Raw genomic sequence first — 17,009 nt, 5'->3', positions numbered from 1 at the left:
CAACGATGATGTTGAATGTGATGCCCTCTTCGCGAGCAAGCCCGCTCCCACACTGGGTCTGTGTTGCTCACACATGCTGTGAACAGCCCGGATCCCTGTGGGAGCGGGCTTGCTCGCGAAAGCGGTGTGTCTGGCAACGATGATGTTGAATGTGATGCCCTCTTCGCGAGCAAGCCCGCTCCCACACTGGATATGTGTTGCTCACAAATGCTGTGAACAGCCTGGATCATTGAGGGTGCGGGCTTGCGACGGCTGCATACCAGCCGATCACCGGCGAACGAAACCCGCAAACAGGCCGACCGGTAGGTCGCCTCGCTTTTGCTTTTGATTTGGCTTTTGATCTTCTTGCCCCCTCGAGAGGCCGAGCGCAGGTTCTGCGCAGTGGGCAACCCGGCATGGATGCCGGGTTAGCCGCCCCCGGCCATGGATGGCCGATGGCGGCGGGCCCACGGAGCAGGACCGGAGCGAGGGCATGCCGAGCCTAGGCGAGGCACCGAACGAAAGGGGCAAGAGCCCTTGGTTACTTGGGGCTCTTCCAAGTGACCCGCTGTAAGAGCGGAACCATAAGCCGCCGTTACCGCAGCAATGGATATGTACACCCGCAAGCCAGCGTCGAATGACAGACCTTCGCGAGCAGGCTCGCTCCTACAGGGTCCCCGTTGTGCGCAAAGACTTTGACCGACACAAATCCTGCTCGCGATGCTCTTCAAGCAGACACCACTTCAACCACCGGCATTTGCCAACGTTGATTAACCACCTGCTGCCCAGGTCCATACAGGCGCAGGACCAGGCTGAACGCCCCGCTTGCCGGCGTCGGCAACCAGTTGCTCTGCGCAGGTGGAGCGGTATTCTGCAGGATCAACGTCACCCCACCATCCGCATCCGCTTGCAAACGATCCCGGCTGCTCAGGCAGTAGCGATTGATCGCATTAGCCACCAACTGTCGGTCCGGCAAGTCATACAACGTCAGCGACCAGAACTCGCTGGCCGGCGGCAATTGTCCCGGTGCAAAACGCAGGCGATAGCTTCGCCCACCTTGCAAGGGTTGCCCCTGATTATCCAGACGAGTGCCGGTGTAGAACGCCTCTTCCACGCTGTTGCCATAGATGCCGACATTCGCCGCGACGGCACGGTTGAGGTAATTGCCGTTCAGCGCTTCGCGAGTGCCGAACAGCCCGAGGGTGGTGCGCACCTGGCTCACCGCGGTTTGCAGTTGCGCCTGGGCGTCCTGAATCCCGGCGAGCAGTGCCTGGCGCGTGGCTTGCGGCAACGTCGCCGGGTCAAAACCCTGGCCAGGCGCGATGCCGATCCGCGCAAAGCGTGCACGCAAGGCTTGCTCGGACGGTTGCGTCGGACACAGGCTGAGGATCTGGTTCAGCGCCGGGATAAACTCCAGCCCCAACCCGGTCTTGCTGTCCCAGGGTCGCCAGGCGATCGCCGGCGCCGCCACGGGCGGTGCACTGCCGATGTATTCGTGCAACGAACGCAAACCGTATTCCTTCTGCAAGGCGCGCACCGCCGGCAAGTCCCCGGCGTTTTTCAGGCCCGTGCGCCCCAGCACCATGACGATTTCGGTTTCACTGCGCAGCACGGCCTTGACGCCGTCCGGTGTCGGGCCTTGCCAGCCGGGCCCGGCGATCAGGTAATTGCCCGCTTCGCGGCCGGTGCTGAGCACGCCGACATAGGCAAAGTTGTGGGTGTACTGGTCGACCAGTTGCAGCACGTAATAGCGGTCGTCATCGACCGCCGGTACGCTCAACACCTGCGGCTCGCTGCGCAGGTCGAGCCAGGCCCAGGAGTACGGCGTATCGTTATTCGGCGTGACGATGTCGCGGTTGTTCGGGGTGAACAACTCGCTGTAGTGGCGGAAGCGGTTAAAGCCGCCGACGTACTCCGGCGCAGCCGGGTTGAGCGCCTGTTTTTCCATGGTCTGGTAATGCATGAGCATGGGGTACGCGTAAATCCACGCCTCTTTGGCAATCTGCCGAAGGTCATCGGAATCAGCGGCCAGCAACCAGCTCGGAAACATCAGGCTGCCTCCCAATACCCCCATGCTGCCCAGCACCCGGCGGCGACTGAAAATCAGGTTCATGATTCGATCCTCGTTATCGTCGGCAACTGATAACTCCCGTCCAATGCCCCGCCCTTGGGCAGGTACAGGCGCAACAGCAGGTTGAACGGACCTTGCGGCGTCGGCAGCCAGTTGCCCTGCGGCGTAGCCTTGGGCGCATCGGCTTGCAGGATCAGAGTCAAGCCACCGTCGGCATCGTATTGTAGACCAGGGCTGCGATCGCCCAACGCGTACCGCTGAATCGAGTTGGCCGCCAGCAGTTGGGTTTTGCCGTCATACAGGGTCAGCGACCAGAACGCATTCACCGGCGGCAATTGCCCGGCGGGGAAATGCAGGCGATAGGCGTGCTGGCCGTCGAGCATCTGCCCCTTTGCATCGTGCAGCGCCATCGGGTACAGCGCTTCCACCGCATTGTTGGCATAGATGTAGCGCCAGGCGACCGCGGCACGGGTCAGGTCGTCGTCGCCAAATTTGCCGACATTGGAAGGCGAAGGGAGCCAGCCCTGCTGCTCCACCGACAGCTGGCTCGACGCTGCGCGCACCTGCTCGCGACCGGCTTCGGCGCCTTGGGCGATGGCGCCGGCCAAATCCGCCGGTGCCAGGAAGGCAACGCCCGGCTTCACGCCGATGGCAGCGAAACGGGACAGTTTTTCCTGCTCGGCGGCGCTCCACTGGTGCAGTGGCGCCAACGCGTTGAAAGTGTTGAACAGCGTCTGTGCCGGCCCTTGTTTGGTGTCCGCATACGCTGGCAGTTGCAGCGCTGCCAACGGTTCAGGCGTCACGCCGCCACTCACTTTGGACAACGGCTGCAAGGCATAACCCGTCAGCACTTTCGCCGCGTCCGTCTGGTCTGCTTCGCCCTTGACCTCGGTGCGTCCCAGCAGGAACACCAGCCGGCTCGGCGAGCGGATCACCCCGCTGATGCCCGACGGCACTTCACCCTGCCAATCCGGCCCGGCGATCAAGTAGCGCCCGGCCTGATCGCCCGTGGCGCGAGTGCCGATGTAGTCGAGGTTGTCGGTGCGCATGTCGACCAGTTGAAAGCTGTAGTAGCGTCCCTGCACCGCCGGCACGTCGAGCACCATCGGCTCGCTGCGCAGATCGAGCAAGGCGCGGGAATAGAAGGTGTCGTTGTTCGGCGACACCACTTTGTTGTCCTGCGGGCCGAGCAAGCGCGGTTCGCTGTAGAGCCGGTTGAACGGCAGCCTGGCGGCGATGGCGCTGAGCACTTTGTCGTGCTCGGCGGTGGCGTAGGCGAACACATAGGCCTCTTGTGCCAATGCCTTCGCCTGGGATTGATCGAGGGTTGTGGCGTGAACAGTGCCCAGGCTCGCGCCCAGGGCCAGTGCGGATATCCAATTGCGCACGGTAGATCTCCCTTGTGGAATCAACGATTCACCGCAAACCCTGTGGGAGCGGGCTTGCTCGCGAAAAGGGAGTGTCAGTCGACTACATTGCTGCCTGACACGCCGCCTTCGCGAGCAAGCCCGCTCCCACATTGGACTTGCGCTGGCATTGCGAATGGTTACTTGGCCCAGCGCCGCAGGTCCGACGGGGTGTAGTCGTCGGTCTTGGCGGCGAAGCCCACGCGCATCGGCTCGGTCTCTTCGTTGGCCAGGCCGCCGGCGTAGTAGCGTCCGGAGATCAGGTCGTACGAGGTTTCCAGCACGTTGTAGGTGAAGCCATGGTCGTACTGTTGAATCGCGTGCAGTTCACCGCTGCGCCACAGTTCGCCGCGGCTGTCGTACTGGTCCGACTGGGCGATCTGCCAACTGTCCTCATCGACATAGAAGCGGCGCTTGGCATAGATATGCCGGGCGCCCGGCTTGAGGGTCGCTTCCACCACCCACACGCGGTGCTTCTCGTAGCGGGCCAGGTCCTGGTTGACGTGGTTGGGCTGGATCACGGCGTCGTACTTGAGGTCGCGGCTGCCGATCTTGTAGCTGTTGTAAGGGATGAACAGCTCCTGCTTGCCCACCAGTTTCCAGTCGAAACGGTCCGGCGCGCCGTTGTAGCCGTCGATGTTGTCGGCGGTGATCAGGCCGTTGCTGTAACGGGCGCTGTTGTCGTAGGCGATCATCGGCGCACGACGCACGCGACGTTGCCCCGGCAGGTATTGCCAGGCCGAGCGCGGCTCGGCCACCTGGTCGATCGGCTCATGCACCAGCACCGCTTCGCCGGACAGGCGCGCCGGTTCCAGCACCCGGCTCTTGAACATGAACAGGATGTTCGAATTGGGTTCCAGCCCACCGACGGTGTCGGCGAAGTTGATCAGCGACTGGTTGCGCACGTAACTGGTGGCGCCGTTTTCACGCACCAGCGCCGAGCTGCTGATGCGCTCGTAACTGCCGCCGCGGTAACGGGTCATGTGGTTCCACATCACCTCCAGGCCTTCGGTGGGCAATGGAAACGGAATGCCCCTGGCGTAGTCATGCAGACCGTTGCCGCCATCGGCCATGCTGGTCTTGGCGACGTTGTCGCGGCTCGCCGACAACACATCCTTGGGCAGGTTGGCACTGCGATGAGTCGGGTAGATGTTCATCTTGTAGGTGTCGGGAAAACGCTTGAACAGCGCGACTTGCCCGGGGCTGAGAAACTTCTCGTACTGCGCCACGTTCTTCGCCGTGACAGTGAACAACGGTTTCTCGGCAGCATACGGGTCGCTGTAGCCGCCCTTGCTGTCGACGGTGCCGGCGTTGCTCGCCAGGCCACCGGTCCAGGCCGGAATGCTGCCGTCGGCATTGGCCGCCATTTCCGAGCCCATGGGGGTCAGGGTCTTGCCCAGTACCGCCGAATCGGTGCCTTTGGCCTGGGCCAGGCCGACGGTGCAGGCCAGGGCCAGCACGCACATTTGCATACGCATAACGGTTCTCCTTAGAAGTCTGCCTTGAAGCTGACGGATGCGAAATCGCGGTCGTCGAGGGTGCTGTAGTCGTTGGAACCGAAGAACGCGTTGTAGGCCAGTTCCACGCTGTAATCGTTCATGTAGACGCCGGTCAGGCTCAGGCCCAGCGCTTGCTGGCCTTCCTGGAACGGCCCTTGCGGATCGTAGGAATAGCCCGAGACGTCATGCCGCCAGTTGACCGCCGGGATCAGGTTGATGCCCGGCAGCACGTCGCTGTATTCGAGGCTGGCGCGCAGGCGATAACCCCACGACCAATCGGTGGCAAAGCCCTTGTCGGTGCAGTATTGGTTGGTGACGCCAGAAGCCACGGTGTTGCACGGCGTGCCGTTGCGCGGAGCGCTGCGGCCGAATGCGGCGTTGCGGCCCAGGCGCTCGTCGCCCAGATCGTCGATATGCACGACACCGGCTTCACCGAACAGGCTCAGGCGCGTGGCGCCCAGTACGTTGTCGATGGCCTGGGTGGCCGAGCCGGTGAACTGCCAGACACCCTTGCGCTCCCACGCATCGAACTGGCTGCCATTGGTGGTGCTGAAGCCCGGCGGCAACTGCAGCCAGGAACTGCCCCCGGGACCTGAAATCACCGCGACGTTGACGTCGGGCGCGTTGATGCCAAGCGGCATGTTCGGCCGGTAGCTCAGCTCACTGGCCAGGGAGATCCCGGTGACCGGCTCGACGCCGTTGAGGCTGATGCCGTACAGGTGAATGTTTTCCGGGAAGGCCGCTGCATAGCTCGGTCCCTGGATGCCACCGGGAAAGGTGCCGGGCAACGCGGTGTTCCTGGCATTGATGGTGAAATACGGCAGGCGTGAGTGATAGTTGATGTAGTAGAACGCCGCCTCCGCATCGTTCAACGCCGGGATCATCTGGCGCAAGGCGAAACCGAATTGGCCATTGTCGGACGGTGACTCGTTGCCGCGAGACGTGGCGAACAGACCCGCGGCCTGCATCTGTTGATCGGTCTGCACCTGGCTCAGGTACAGCGGCCCGCAACCCGGCTGGATCACATCGCTGCTGGCAAAGAAGGTGCCGCAACCATCGAGGACGCTGGGGCGCCAGTTGTACTGGTAGAAACCTTCGAGGTTGGTGGTATCGGTCAGGCCGAAGCTGAAAGAAACCATCTCCACCGGCAACTGGCCTTCCTTGATCTCCACACCGGGACGGTTGAACGCCGAGATGTCCAGCGGGTTGATCACGTTGATGCCGTTCTGGATCAGCAGCGCCTCGCCCCAGGACAACACCTGGTTACCGACCTTCACGTTCAGCGGATGCTCGGCCACCTGGAAGTCTTTCCAGACGTAGGCATCGAGCACCTGGAAGCCCTTGAACTTGGCCAGGTCGTCCCAGCCCGAATCATCGAAATCCTTGAAGCGGCCATTGCCGGTTTCATAGGCGTGGTCGTACCAGTACTTGAACCGGATAAACGCGCCCTGGCCCTGGCCATCGAGACTGAAATCGGTGAGGCCCTTGAAGAGTTGCGAGATGGGATCGCCTTTCTCGAAGTTCAGCCGGTTGTCGTCCGCGCTGACGCTGGTGCCATTGGCATTCACGCCCTGGGCCTGCAAGGCATTGGCGCGGGTCATCAGGCTTTTGTCGGGGTTTTGCGTCGACCAGCTGCTGCCCAGGCTCAGGCTGGTCTTGGTCGACAGGCTCCAGTCTTCGTTGATATCAAAGGTGGTGGCGTAGGTCGGCCCCGTCAGTACGGCAAGAATTGCCAGCGCAAGGGGTTGCGGGCGGGTATGGCCAAGCCGGTGAAGTCGTTGGCGGACTCCGGCTGTGGCCGAGCGTTTTTTTATCATTATTGGGCTCCGGTCAGATTTGCTCAGCCCGGACACGGTGCCCAACTATCGGTCATGACACGCAAGCGATGGCCGACAAAAAATAATCATCGGGGATCTGTGGGCGCTTCTGCTGTGGCTACCTGTAGGAGCGAGCCTGCTCGCGAAGGTCTGTCATTCGACGCTGGCTTGCGGGTGTACATATCCATTGCTGCGGTAACGGCGGCTTATGGTTCCGCCCTTACGGCGGGTCACTTTGGAAAAGCCCCAAAGTAACCAAAGGGCTCTTGCCCCTGGCGTTCGGTGCCTCGCCTAGGCTCGGCATTCCCTCGCTCCGGTCCTGCTCCGTGGGCCCGCCGCCATCGGCCATCCATGGCCCGGGGCGGCTAACCCGGCATCCATGCCGGGTTGCCCACTGCGCAGAACCTCCACTCGGCCTCTCGAGGGGGCAAGAAGATCAAAAGCCAAAGCCAAAGCGAGGCGGCCTACCGGCCGGCCTGATCGCGAGGCTGTACATACCTCCTTTGTAGAAGCTGCGGTGCGGCGATCCGACTTGCCCGCGATGGCGCCATCCCAGCCAACCCTGCGGCACCTGACACACCGCCATCGCCGGCAAGCCGGGCTCCTACAGAGATTGAGTACATCTGAGAGAGATTGGTTGGCTTCCAGGCCGCCATCGCTAGCAAGCCAGCTCCTACAGTTTGATTTGCGTTTATCTGCGAGAGATTAGGTGGCTGTCAGGCCGCCATCGCCGGCAAGCCAGCTCCTACAGAGGGTCGGCGTACACCTTCGCCCCTCACCACTCATCAGGCCGAGCGTTAGCTCGCCTGCAGCTCTTGATCTTGATCCACCCGCCCCCTCGGGAGGCTGAGCGGAGGTGTTCATCCGGGGATTGGCGCGCAGCGCCGTTCGACGCAGTCGAACTCATCGCATGTAGGTGCCAGCGAAGCCAACCGGAGGGCGATGCCCCCGGATGAATGCCGGAGCGAAGGAACGCCGAGCCTAGGCGAGGGGCCGTACGCCAGGGGCGAGACCTTTTGGTTACTTTTGGGGCGTTTGCCAAAAGTGACCCGCTGTAAGAGCGGAACCATAAGCAGCCGTTACCGCAGAAACGGATATGTACTCAACCAAGACTACAACCCAAGCCGAAACTGCTTAGGCGTAATCCCAAACTGCTTGCGAAACGCCCGAATAAAATTACTCGGCTGCCGATACCCCAACCGCTCGGCAATCCGCTCGATCGGCTGATCCCCCGCCGTCAACCAGTGCCGCGCCATCTCCAGACTGTCACTGCGAGCATGTTGCACCGCCGCCGTCTGCCAGTGCCGCAACATGCTCTGATGCAAAAACGCATTAGCCCCCAAAAGTGGTTCATCGAGACTGTCCGCCGACAAGATCAGGCAAGGATGCCCACCGGTTTGCACCTCGACACCAACACTACGCAACCACTTCCCGGCAGCCTGTCGCGACGTCAGGTGAACCGCGACAAACACCTCGGCCGGCGCACGCCCCAATCGTCGGGCAATGTTGCGCACCAACGTCAGGGTCGCCGCATCAAGGCCAAAAAAATGCGTCTGCTGGCCAACACTGCGCAAGTGCAAGCGAGCCTCCCCGCCACCCTCTTCCAGTTCCGCCACCACACAGTTGGTCACCCGTGGCATGAACTCGGTGAAGCACGCCAGGCTCGCACGCAGGGTCGCGGCGGAGTCCAGCAGAATGTTCAACCCCCGCAGCGTGGTAGTCGCCATGCCGTTGACCAGTTCGCAGCCAAACGACACCCCCGCCCCCGCACGCTCGCATTCATTCCACAGACGCTCGACCAGGTGCGCAGGCACGTGCAAGTCCTGCCCTTCGAGCAACGAAAGGCAGATGCCGGACCGTTGCAGCAGTTGGTCCTGGCACAGCCCGGACTGCCGTGCATGGCTGAGAATGGTGCGGGTGAAGGCGCTGGAAATGAACGGCTGGCTGGTCATGGCAAGTTACGGCGAGAAGACAGGCGTGTACTTATGCCAGTCTCTGTGCTATCGATCCAATGCATTAAAATTATCTGTCAGATGCAGGAGACGCATGATGGACCTACGACAACTCCGCCACCTTGTCGCACTGGCCGATTACCGCAACTTCGGCCGTGCCGCCGAGGCGATCAATCTCAGTCAACCGGCCTTCAGTCGCAGCATCCAGACCCTGGAGCGCGACCTCGACTGCGTACTGGTGGAACGCAGCAGCCGCGAGTTCCGCCTGACCGGCCAGGGCGAACTGGTGCTGCAACATGCCCGGCGCCTGCTCGCCGGCAGCCAGGCCCTGCACAACGAACTGACCCAATACAACGGCCTGACCGGTGGCGAGTTACACTTCGGCTGCGGCCCGTATCCGGCCCAGCTACTGGTCCCCGAGGCGCTGGCCGAATTCATCCAGGCCCATCCGGCGATTCGCATCAGTTTCCACCAGGGCGACTGGGAGCAACTGGCGGTCTGGCTTCGCGAACAGCAAATCGAATTCCTCGTGGCCGACGCGCGGTACTTCACCGGCGACCCGCAGTATCAGGTACAGCTGTTGCGTCCACGGCGCGGGCGGTTCTTTTGCCGTGTCGGTCATCCCCTGGTGCAGCAGCCGAACCTGTCCCTGCGCGCCCTGCTCGACTACGCGGTGGTCGGCACGCGAATGCCGCCGATGATCCGCAAGATCCTCGCCGACGTGCAGGGCGAGGCGGACTTCAACCCGAGCGTGGAGTGCGCGCAATTCGATGCCATCCGCCGCGTGGTGATGCGCTCCGACGCGGTGGGCATCGCCACCATGGAGGCCTTGGCCGAACTGGTCGACCAGGGCCTGATCCGCCTGCTGGAATTTGCCGATGTGCCCAAGGAGGACCCCGGCCTGCAATTGCACTACGGCATCGTCAGCCGCGCCGGCCACTCCCTGACACCGGCGGCGCTGGCGATGGTCGAGGCGGTGCTGACGGTTGACCGGCGCTTGCTGGCGTCGAATTAGCTCCCTCAAGAAGTTGTACAAATCCCTGTGGCGAGGGGGCTTGCCCCCGTTCGACCGCGAAGCGGTCGTAAAACCAATGCTGGGTTCTACCTGAAGAAATGGGCAGGCAGTTTTGGGGCCGCTTCGCAGCCCAACGGGGGCAAGCCCCCTCGCCACAATGCAATTCACAACCCTGGATGTGTGGTCATCACGCACGCCGGGCGAATGACTGCAACGCCCGCGGCTCACCGAGGGCGCGCAGCAGGCAATGCATCGCCTCCTCGCGGCTGCGCTCGAAGCGGTAGCGCGACTCGATGTACAGCGCCAGTTTCAGCTCCACCGGTTCGTCCAGGGGCAGCGGCACGTGTTGCAGGCCCAGCACATTGGCGACCCGGCTTGGCAGGCTGACGCCGAACGGCTGGCGATCGGCGATCAGCTTCGCGGCCAGGGTGCTCTGGGTGCTCATCGCCACATTGCGGCGCAGGCCTTTCAAGCCAAGCTGCAAGTCCACCGGGCTGAGCCCGTCGCGACGGCTCGACACCTGAATCTGTGGCTGCTGCAGATACTCCTGCAGGTTGCGCGGCGGCTCCTTGAGCGCAGCCCCGTAGGCGAATACGTAATGGTCGGCGGGCAACGCCTGTTTGTGCAGGCCGGCAAGCCCGGCCAGCGGCTGGTCGAGGTCGATCAGGATATCCAGCTTGCCGCTGGCCAGGTCCTGCAGGGCGTCACGGCGCCGGGGCTGGAAATAACGCACCTGCCAATCGGCGTGGGGCGATTCGAGCAAGGCATCGAGCAGCACCGGTTGCAGGCAATCCAGACAACTGATGCGCAGCAGCGGATTGTTCTGTCGCGCGGCGGGAATCATGCGCAAGCCGTCGCGCAATGACTCAAGCGCCGCACGCACGTAGTCGGCCAGGCGATGGGCGACCAATGTCGGCGTCACGCCCAGGCGACTCTTGATGAACAGCGGGTCGCCGCACAAATCGCGCAGGCGCCGCAACGCATTGCTCATGGCCGGTTGCGACAGGCACATCACCTCGGCGGCACGAGTCACGCTGCGCTGCTGGTAAATCGCATCGAAGGCGAGCAACAGGTTCAAATCGAGCTGGCGTAAATCAAGCATGGTCTTGCTCCGGCAAATCGCTTAACGTCGGGCAGCCTAACCAGTGTTCCGGAACAAGCTGTGAGCCCTACATGACAAAAAGCGATCAGCCACTGCACGCCCCATCGATACCCAATGCGTTCTACGCGCCAACCCTGCTGCCGGCCATCGAAGAGTTGCTGGCCCGCGGCGTGGACCGGGACAGCATCGAAGGCCTGTTTCGTCGCAGCCTGTTCGAGTTGCGCACGCCATTCATGCGCATTCCGCTGTTCATGTCGCGGCGCTTCTGGGCGTTCGCCCTGGAACAGACCGGCGACCCGCTGATCGGCCTGGCAGCCGGTCGGCGTTTCGTCTCCACCGCCACCAATGGCCTGACGTACCTGTTCGACGTGGCCGACTCACTGGACAGCGCCTGTCAGTATTTCGTGCGTTTCTTTCCGTTTTTCAACGGCCACTTTCAGGCCCGGATCGTGCGCGACGACGATCGCGTCGAATTGCGTCTGCTCGACCGTGGCAGCGTGAGAACCAACGCGGCAACCACCGATTACATCCTCATCAGCCTGTGCAGCATGCTGCGACGCAAGTTCCTCGCCAGCGGCCTGGAGCGTGATCCGATCCTGGGGGTTGGGCTGGCCGGTGCCTGCACGGTCAACCCGCAAGAACATGAACAAGCCTTTCGCGCGCCGGTGCAATGGGGGCAGGCGCAGCACTCGATCCGCCTCGATCCACAGCTGTTCGTCATCCCGTTGACGCCGGGCAATCATGAGCTTGAACACACCCTGGTCGAACTGCTGGAGCAGACCCGGCGCAACAGCGAACCGACCTTGCTGGAGCAAGTCTGCGACCATTTGATCGCCGACCTCGCCGAGGCCAACTGGCAGCAATTCTGTAACAGCCAGCATTTGCTCGAGCGCACCGCCGCCCGACGCTTGAAGGCATTGGGTTGGAGTTTTTCCGAGTTGCTCGACGAATACCGCCGCTACCGCGCCGAAGATTTTTTGCAAGGCACGGACCTGGAGCTGGTGGAGATTTCCGACCGCCTGGGTTACAGCGATGTGCAAAGTTTCAACCGCGCGTGCCTGCGGTGGTTGGGGTGTGCACCAGGCGCCTGGCGAACCCGGCAAGGCCAATAGAACACCACCCTCGTGCGCCACCGGTGCCTTCGTTTTTTGCGTCCGCCCATTTTCCAGCTACAAATGATGAGTGGTTTGGGTGTCCAGGATCCTGACAGCGGGTGTCACGGGGCGGACGTCGATGGATGGCATCGCTTTTAGGGATGGTCAGGCGCATGGCTCAAGGCAAGTACCGCTCCGACATTGATGGGCTGCGCGCTGTCGCGGTGATTGCAGTGCTGCTGCATCACCTCAAGGCCGGCCTGTTGCCCGGCGGCTTCGTTGGCGTCGACATCTTCTTTGTCATCTCGGGATTCCTGATCACTTCCCAGGTGTTTTCCGAGGTCAAGCGCAACACGTTTTCGCTCAAGGGTTTTTATCAGCGCCGCATCAACCGCATCGTGCCGGCGCTGGCGACGGTGCTGCTGGCGACGGTGATCGCCGGGGCTTTCATCCTGTCTCCGGTCGACCTGGTCCGGCTCAACGTCAGCGCCCTGCTCTCGCTGCTGGGTGTCTCGAACATCTACATCTGGGTCAAGTACGGTAACTACTTCGCCGCCGATGCCAGCGAAGCACCTTTGCTGCACACCTGGTCGCTGGGTATCGAAGAGCAGTTCTACGTCATCTGGCCGCTGTTCATCGTGTTGCTGTATCGCCTGGCGCCGCGTTACGTGCTGCCGGTACTGGCCGTTGGCGTTGTGCTGGCGGTGGGGGTTTCCGAGTACGCGACCGGGGTCTTTGCCACGGCCGCCTACTACCTGCTGCCCACGCGTTTTTTCGAGTTGATGCTGGGCGGGCTGCTGGGGATCTACCTGCATCAACCGCGCGTCATCGGCAAATTCACGGCCCATGGTTATGCGCTGGCGGGCTACCTGTTGATCGGTTTCTCGCTGTTTGCCTTGAACCCCAACTCCACCTTTCCCGGGATCAACGCCCTGATCCCCTGCCTGGGCGCCGCCCTGCTGATCCTGGCCGGCAGTGGTGAGCGCCATTCACGCTTGCTGACCAGCCGGCCCATGGTGTTTATCGGCCTGATCTCCTACTCGCTGTACTTGTGGCACTGGCCGCTGATTGCCTTCCTGAACTATGTGGAAATCCCCATCGACCTGCCCGTGGGCGCGCTGTTGATCGCGGCCTCGATCCTGCTTTCGTGGCTGTCCTGGCGTTTCGTCGAAGTGCCGTTTCGACGCAGCGGGGCCAGCCTGCACTTTGCCCGGATCTTCACCCGCCGGTTTGCCCTTCCGGCATTGGGGCTGGCCGTGCTCGCGGGTCTGAGTGTGCAGTTCAACGGTTTTCCACAACGCTTCAACGCCGGCGTTTCAGCGCTTGAAGCAATGACCCTGAGCAAGCCTGCCGATGTTCGCCGCGGGTGCCACGTGCCCAATGCGCTGTACGCGACCGAACCCAATGAGCACTGCCGGTTGGGCGCAACCAAGGATGAGCTGGACGGCATCATGATCGGCGACTCGTTTGCCAACCACTTCACCGGCATGGTCGACATCCTGGCCAGGCCCAACAACATCATGCTCATGGACTACACCATGGATTCCTGCCCGCCGATCCTCGGCTATACCGCCGAAATGCCCCCGGTGTATGCGGCCCATTGTGCGAAACGCAACGAACGGGTGTTCAGCCTGATCGAGCAGAACAAGTATCGCTACGTGGTACTGGCGGCGATCTGGCCGAAGGATGAACGGGCCAGGGATCTGGTCGAAGCGAGTATCCAGCGGGTGGTGGAGAACAGCGGCCAGGTGATTGTCATCCTGAGCAACCAGCACATTGAAAAGGCGGCGAGTTGCCCGATTCGCCGGCTGATGTTTGGCACTGACCGCAGCTGCTCGGTCACCCAGAGTGCACTGCCACCCTATTGGGCGGACGTGCGGGCGAGGTTCCCGCAGATCCGCTTTATCGACCCCAATCAAGTGATATGCCCGGCTGGCGTGTGCAGTCCGATCATTGAGGGTCAACTGCTGTACCTGGACGATTCACACTTGAACGAAGTGGGGTCGCGGTTTATCGGCCACACCTTGCAAGGCCGTGGCTTCTCCCTGCTGCACGACCCCCAGGTCAAACCGCAAACCGCCGACGCCAGGCTGGATACCACCGTGGTCAATTGACGCCCGTCACCACTCACCGGCGAGCCCTTGTCAACGCCTTCACACGGATGAAGCCGCGTTGCCAGGGGCACGTTTGTGCCTGCCCCATGGCTTGGCCCCAGTCATAAAACCGCCTGCACAAAACACAGCCTTCGACCGCTCGCCTCATTGAATCTTGCAATGACCCACTGGGCGCTTGCCAATTATTTGTCGGTCGCCTTTTGACAGTGGCAATGTGCCATTTTTATGTGAAAAATGTCGGACTCCGGCAAAAAGCGTCAATAAACCGGTGACTCAAATCTGACACACTCCACCAGCTACAACCCTTGTAAATCGCGGCTTACGACCGTTTATCGCCTTCTTGAAAATCTCGGCGAGTGGGCAAAATTGGGGAAACCCCAATAGTGGTGCGACTTTGATGGCAATTGGCCCCCAAATTTGGGGGTGTCTTGCCTGATTAACATGCCGGATTGCTGACACGGTTTGCCGAGGCTGGTCTATACCCCTTTTGACAGTTTCACTTCGCGACTCTCCACCGTCTTACGAGGCACGCCAATATGGACGTGAGCGTATTTGGTACGGGCTATGTTGGCCTGATACAAGCAGCGGCACTGGCCGATGTCGGACATCGTGTCCTGTGTGTCGACATCGATCCGAACAAGATCCGGCAACTGCAACAGGCCGTGCCACCGATCAGTGAGCCAGGGCTTTCCGGCACCCTTGAAGAAAACATCAAGGCCGGTCGCCTGCTCTTCACCACCCAGGCCAGCGATGCGGTGGAGCACGCCGACTTGATCTTCATCGCCGTCGGTACGCCCGCCGACGAAGACGGTTCGGCCGACCTCAGCCATGTGCTCAACGTGACCCGGCAGATCGCCAGTTTCATGGAGGCCGACCGCACCCTGATCATCAAGTCCACGGTGCCGGTCGGCACCGCGGACCAGGTCAGTGCCACCGCTGTTGAAGAATTGCAGCGCCGTGGCAAGGGCTCGCTGAAGGTACGGGTGGTGTCCAACCCGGAGTTTCTCAAGGAAGGCAGTGCCCTGGCCGATTGCATGCGCCCGGACCGGATCATCGTCGGTACCGCTGACGAAGAAGCCCGCAGCCAGATGAGCGACCTCTACGCGCCGTTCTGCCGCAATCGCGAAAAACTGATGTTCATGGACAACCGCAGCGCCGAGCTGACCAAGTACGCGGCGAACGCGATGCTGGCCACGCGCATCAGTTTCATGAACGAACTGGCCAACCTCACCGAGTTGCTGGGAGCCGATATCGAAGCCGTGCGCAAAGGCATCGGTTCGGACCCGCGCATCGGTTACCACTTCATCTACCCTGGTTGCGGCTTCGGCGGTTCCTGCTTCCCCAAGGACCTGCGCGCCCTCCTGCACACCGCCGAGCACAGTGGCATGCCCTTGCGTCTGCTGCGTAGCGTGACCGAGGTCAACGACCACCAGCGGCATATCCTGATCAGCAAACTCAAGGCGCAATTTCCCGGCGGACTGGCCAGCAAATCCATCGCCGTGTGGGGCCTGGCGTTCAAGCCCAACACCGATGACATGCGTGAAGCACCCAGCCGTTACCTGATGGAGGCACTCTGGGCCGAAGGCGCGAGTGTGCATGCCTACGACCCGGAAGCCATGTCCGAATGCCGGCGTATTTACGGCTACCGCAACGACCTGCATCTGTGCGCTACCCGCGATGACACGCTCGAAGACGCTGATGCCCTGGTGATCTGCACCGAGTGGAAAAACTTCCGCGTGGTCGATTTCGACCTGCTGGCGAGCAAACTGCGTCATCGGGTGATCGTCGACGGGCGCAACCTCTACAACCCGGAACAGGTGGCTGCTGCCGGCCTGCATTACAGCGGGATTGGCTTGCGCCACATCGTGCCCGAGGCCGTGCGTCCATGAAGATTCTCGTCACCGGAGCGGCCGGTTTTATCGGTGCCCATTGTGTGCTGCGACTATTGCGCGATGGCCACCAGGTGTTCGGCCTCGACAACTTCAACAGCTACTACGACCCGCAACTCAAGCACGATCGCGTGCGTTGGGTGCAGGAGCAGGCACGCCCTTTCCAGCTCGCAACGGTTGACCTGGCCGATACGTCGGCCATGGAGGCACTGTTTGCCCGGGAACAACCGGAGATCGTCATCCACCTCGCGGCCCAGGCCGGTGTGCGTTACTCCCTGGAAAATCCCCGGGCCTACCTGGACAGCAACTTGAGCGGCTTCCTGAACATCCTCGAATGCTGCCGCAAGCACCCGGTCAAACACTTGATCTACGCCTCGTCCAGTTCGGTGTATGGCGCCAACCAGCACACACCCTACTCGGTACAGGATGGTGTCGATCATCCGCTGTCGCTGTACGCCGCGACCAAGAAAGCCAACGAGTTGATGGCCCACAGCTACAGCCACCTGTTCGGTATTCCCTGCACCGGGCTGCGCTTCTTCACGGTATACGGCCCCTGGGGCCGGCCGGACATGTCGCCGATCCAGTTCGCCCGGGCCATCGCCGAAGAACGGCCACTGAAACTGTTCAACTACGGCGAGCACCAGCGGGACTTCACCTACATCGACGACATTATCGAGAGCATCACGCGCCTGATCGAGAGTCCACCGCGAGCCAACGAGCAATGGGACCGCGAGCACCCGGACCCGGCCACAAGCATGGCGCCCTGGCGGATTTTCAACATCGGCGGCCAGCACCCGGTAGAGCTCAAGGCCTACCTGGCATTGCTGGAAAAACACATGGGGCAAAAAGCCCGGGTCGAACTGCTGCCCCTGCAACCGGGCGATGTCCTCAACACCTGCGCCGATGCCAGCGACCTGGCCCGCGCGACCGATTTCCAGCCACGGATCGAGCTGGATGAGGGACTTGGGCGCTTCGTTGCCTGGTTCCGCTCTTACTACTAACTAATTAACCAAGTAATTAACCAGACAGCGAACAAATAAGACCTAAGTAGTAAGACCTAAGTAATAAGAC

11 protein-coding genes are annotated in these 17,009 nt (G+C 61.8%); 5 read left to right on the top strand and 6 right to left on the bottom strand.

Features of this window, described 5'->3' with window-relative positions:
• Positions 1-706: 706 nt before the first annotated feature.
• The 5 genes from KGA88_RS19025 to KGA88_RS19005 form a co-directional block, all read right to left on the bottom strand.
• Entirely contained in the window at positions 707-2,092 is a 1,386-nt protein-coding gene (locus tag KGA88_RS19025) for a DUF1254 domain-containing protein (RefSeq protein ID WP_223593506.1), read from the bottom strand.
• The gene (locus KGA88_RS19020; RefSeq protein ID WP_223593504.1) at positions 2,089-3,438 is read right to left on the bottom strand and encodes a DUF1254 domain-containing protein; all 1,350 of its coding nucleotides are present in this window, start codon (positions 3,436-3,438) and stop codon (positions 2,089-2,091) included. The genes KGA88_RS19025 and KGA88_RS19020 overlap by 4 nt, the downstream gene beginning before the upstream one ends.
• Positions 3,439-3,596: 158 nt before the next feature.
• Positions 3,597-4,934: a DUF1329 domain-containing protein gene (locus KGA88_RS19015; protein WP_223593502.1), complete on the bottom strand. Its 1,338-nt coding sequence runs from the start codon at positions 4,932-4,934 to the stop codon at positions 3,597-3,599.
• Between the two features lie 11 nt (positions 4,935-4,945).
• On the bottom strand, positions 4,946-6,772 hold the full coding sequence (locus KGA88_RS19010; RefSeq protein WP_223593500.1) for a DUF1302 domain-containing protein: 1,827 nt from the start codon (positions 6,770-6,772) through the stop codon (positions 4,946-4,948).
• 1,112 nt (positions 6,773-7,884) lie between these two features.
• Positions 7,885-8,724 carry an AraC family transcriptional regulator gene (locus KGA88_RS19005; RefSeq protein ID WP_223593498.1) on the bottom strand — a complete coding sequence of 280 codons (840 nt, stop codon included), beginning with the start codon at positions 8,722-8,724 and terminating at the stop codon, positions 7,885-7,887.
• Positions 8,725-8,818: 94 nt separating this feature from the next.
• Between KGA88_RS19005 and KGA88_RS19000 the strand changes: the two genes are divergently transcribed.
• The gene (locus KGA88_RS19000) at positions 8,819-9,739 is read left to right on the top strand and encodes a LysR family transcriptional regulator (protein ID WP_223593496.1); all 921 of its coding nucleotides are present in this window, start codon (positions 8,819-8,821) and stop codon (positions 9,737-9,739) included.
• 187 nt (positions 9,740-9,926) lie between these two features.
• Here KGA88_RS19000 and KGA88_RS18995 read toward each other — a convergent pair whose 3' ends face one another.
• On the bottom strand, positions 9,927-10,841 hold the full coding sequence (locus tag KGA88_RS18995; protein ID WP_223593494.1) for a LysR family transcriptional regulator: 915 nt from the start codon (positions 10,839-10,841) through the stop codon (positions 9,927-9,929).
• 71 nt (positions 10,842-10,912) lie between these two features.
• On the opposite strand from KGA88_RS18995, the gene KGA88_RS18990 reads away from it, so the two are divergent.
• From KGA88_RS18990 to KGA88_RS18975, 4 genes are all read left to right on the top strand, one after another.
• A complete protein-coding gene (locus KGA88_RS18990) occupies positions 10,913-11,953 on the top strand; it encodes an AraC family transcriptional regulator (protein WP_110659189.1) in 1,041 nt (346 codons plus the stop codon).
• A gap of 125 nt (positions 11,954-12,078) precedes the next feature.
• Positions 12,079-14,049: an acyltransferase family protein gene (locus KGA88_RS18985; protein ID WP_223593492.1), complete on the top strand. Its 1,971-nt coding sequence runs from the start codon at positions 12,079-12,081 to the stop codon at positions 14,047-14,049.
• Positions 14,050-14,585: 536 nt separating this feature from the next.
• A complete protein-coding gene (locus tag KGA88_RS18980; protein ID WP_223593490.1) occupies positions 14,586-15,938 on the top strand; it encodes a UDP-glucose dehydrogenase family protein in 1,353 nt (450 codons plus the stop codon).
• On the top strand, positions 15,935-16,939 hold the full coding sequence (locus tag KGA88_RS18975; RefSeq protein WP_110659192.1) for an NAD-dependent epimerase: 1,005 nt from the start codon (positions 15,935-15,937) through the stop codon (positions 16,937-16,939). The genes KGA88_RS18980 and KGA88_RS18975 overlap by 4 nt, the downstream gene beginning before the upstream one ends.
• Positions 16,940-17,009: the final 70 nt, after the last annotated feature.

The sequence above is a fragment of the Pseudomonas sp. A-R-19 genome, from assembly GCF_019956575.1.
Classification (GTDB): Bacteria; Pseudomonadota; Gammaproteobacteria; order Pseudomonadales; family Pseudomonadaceae; genus Aquipseudomonas.
Note: the sequence above shows the minus strand (reverse complement) of the source record. Positions and strands in the feature narration are given on the sequence as shown.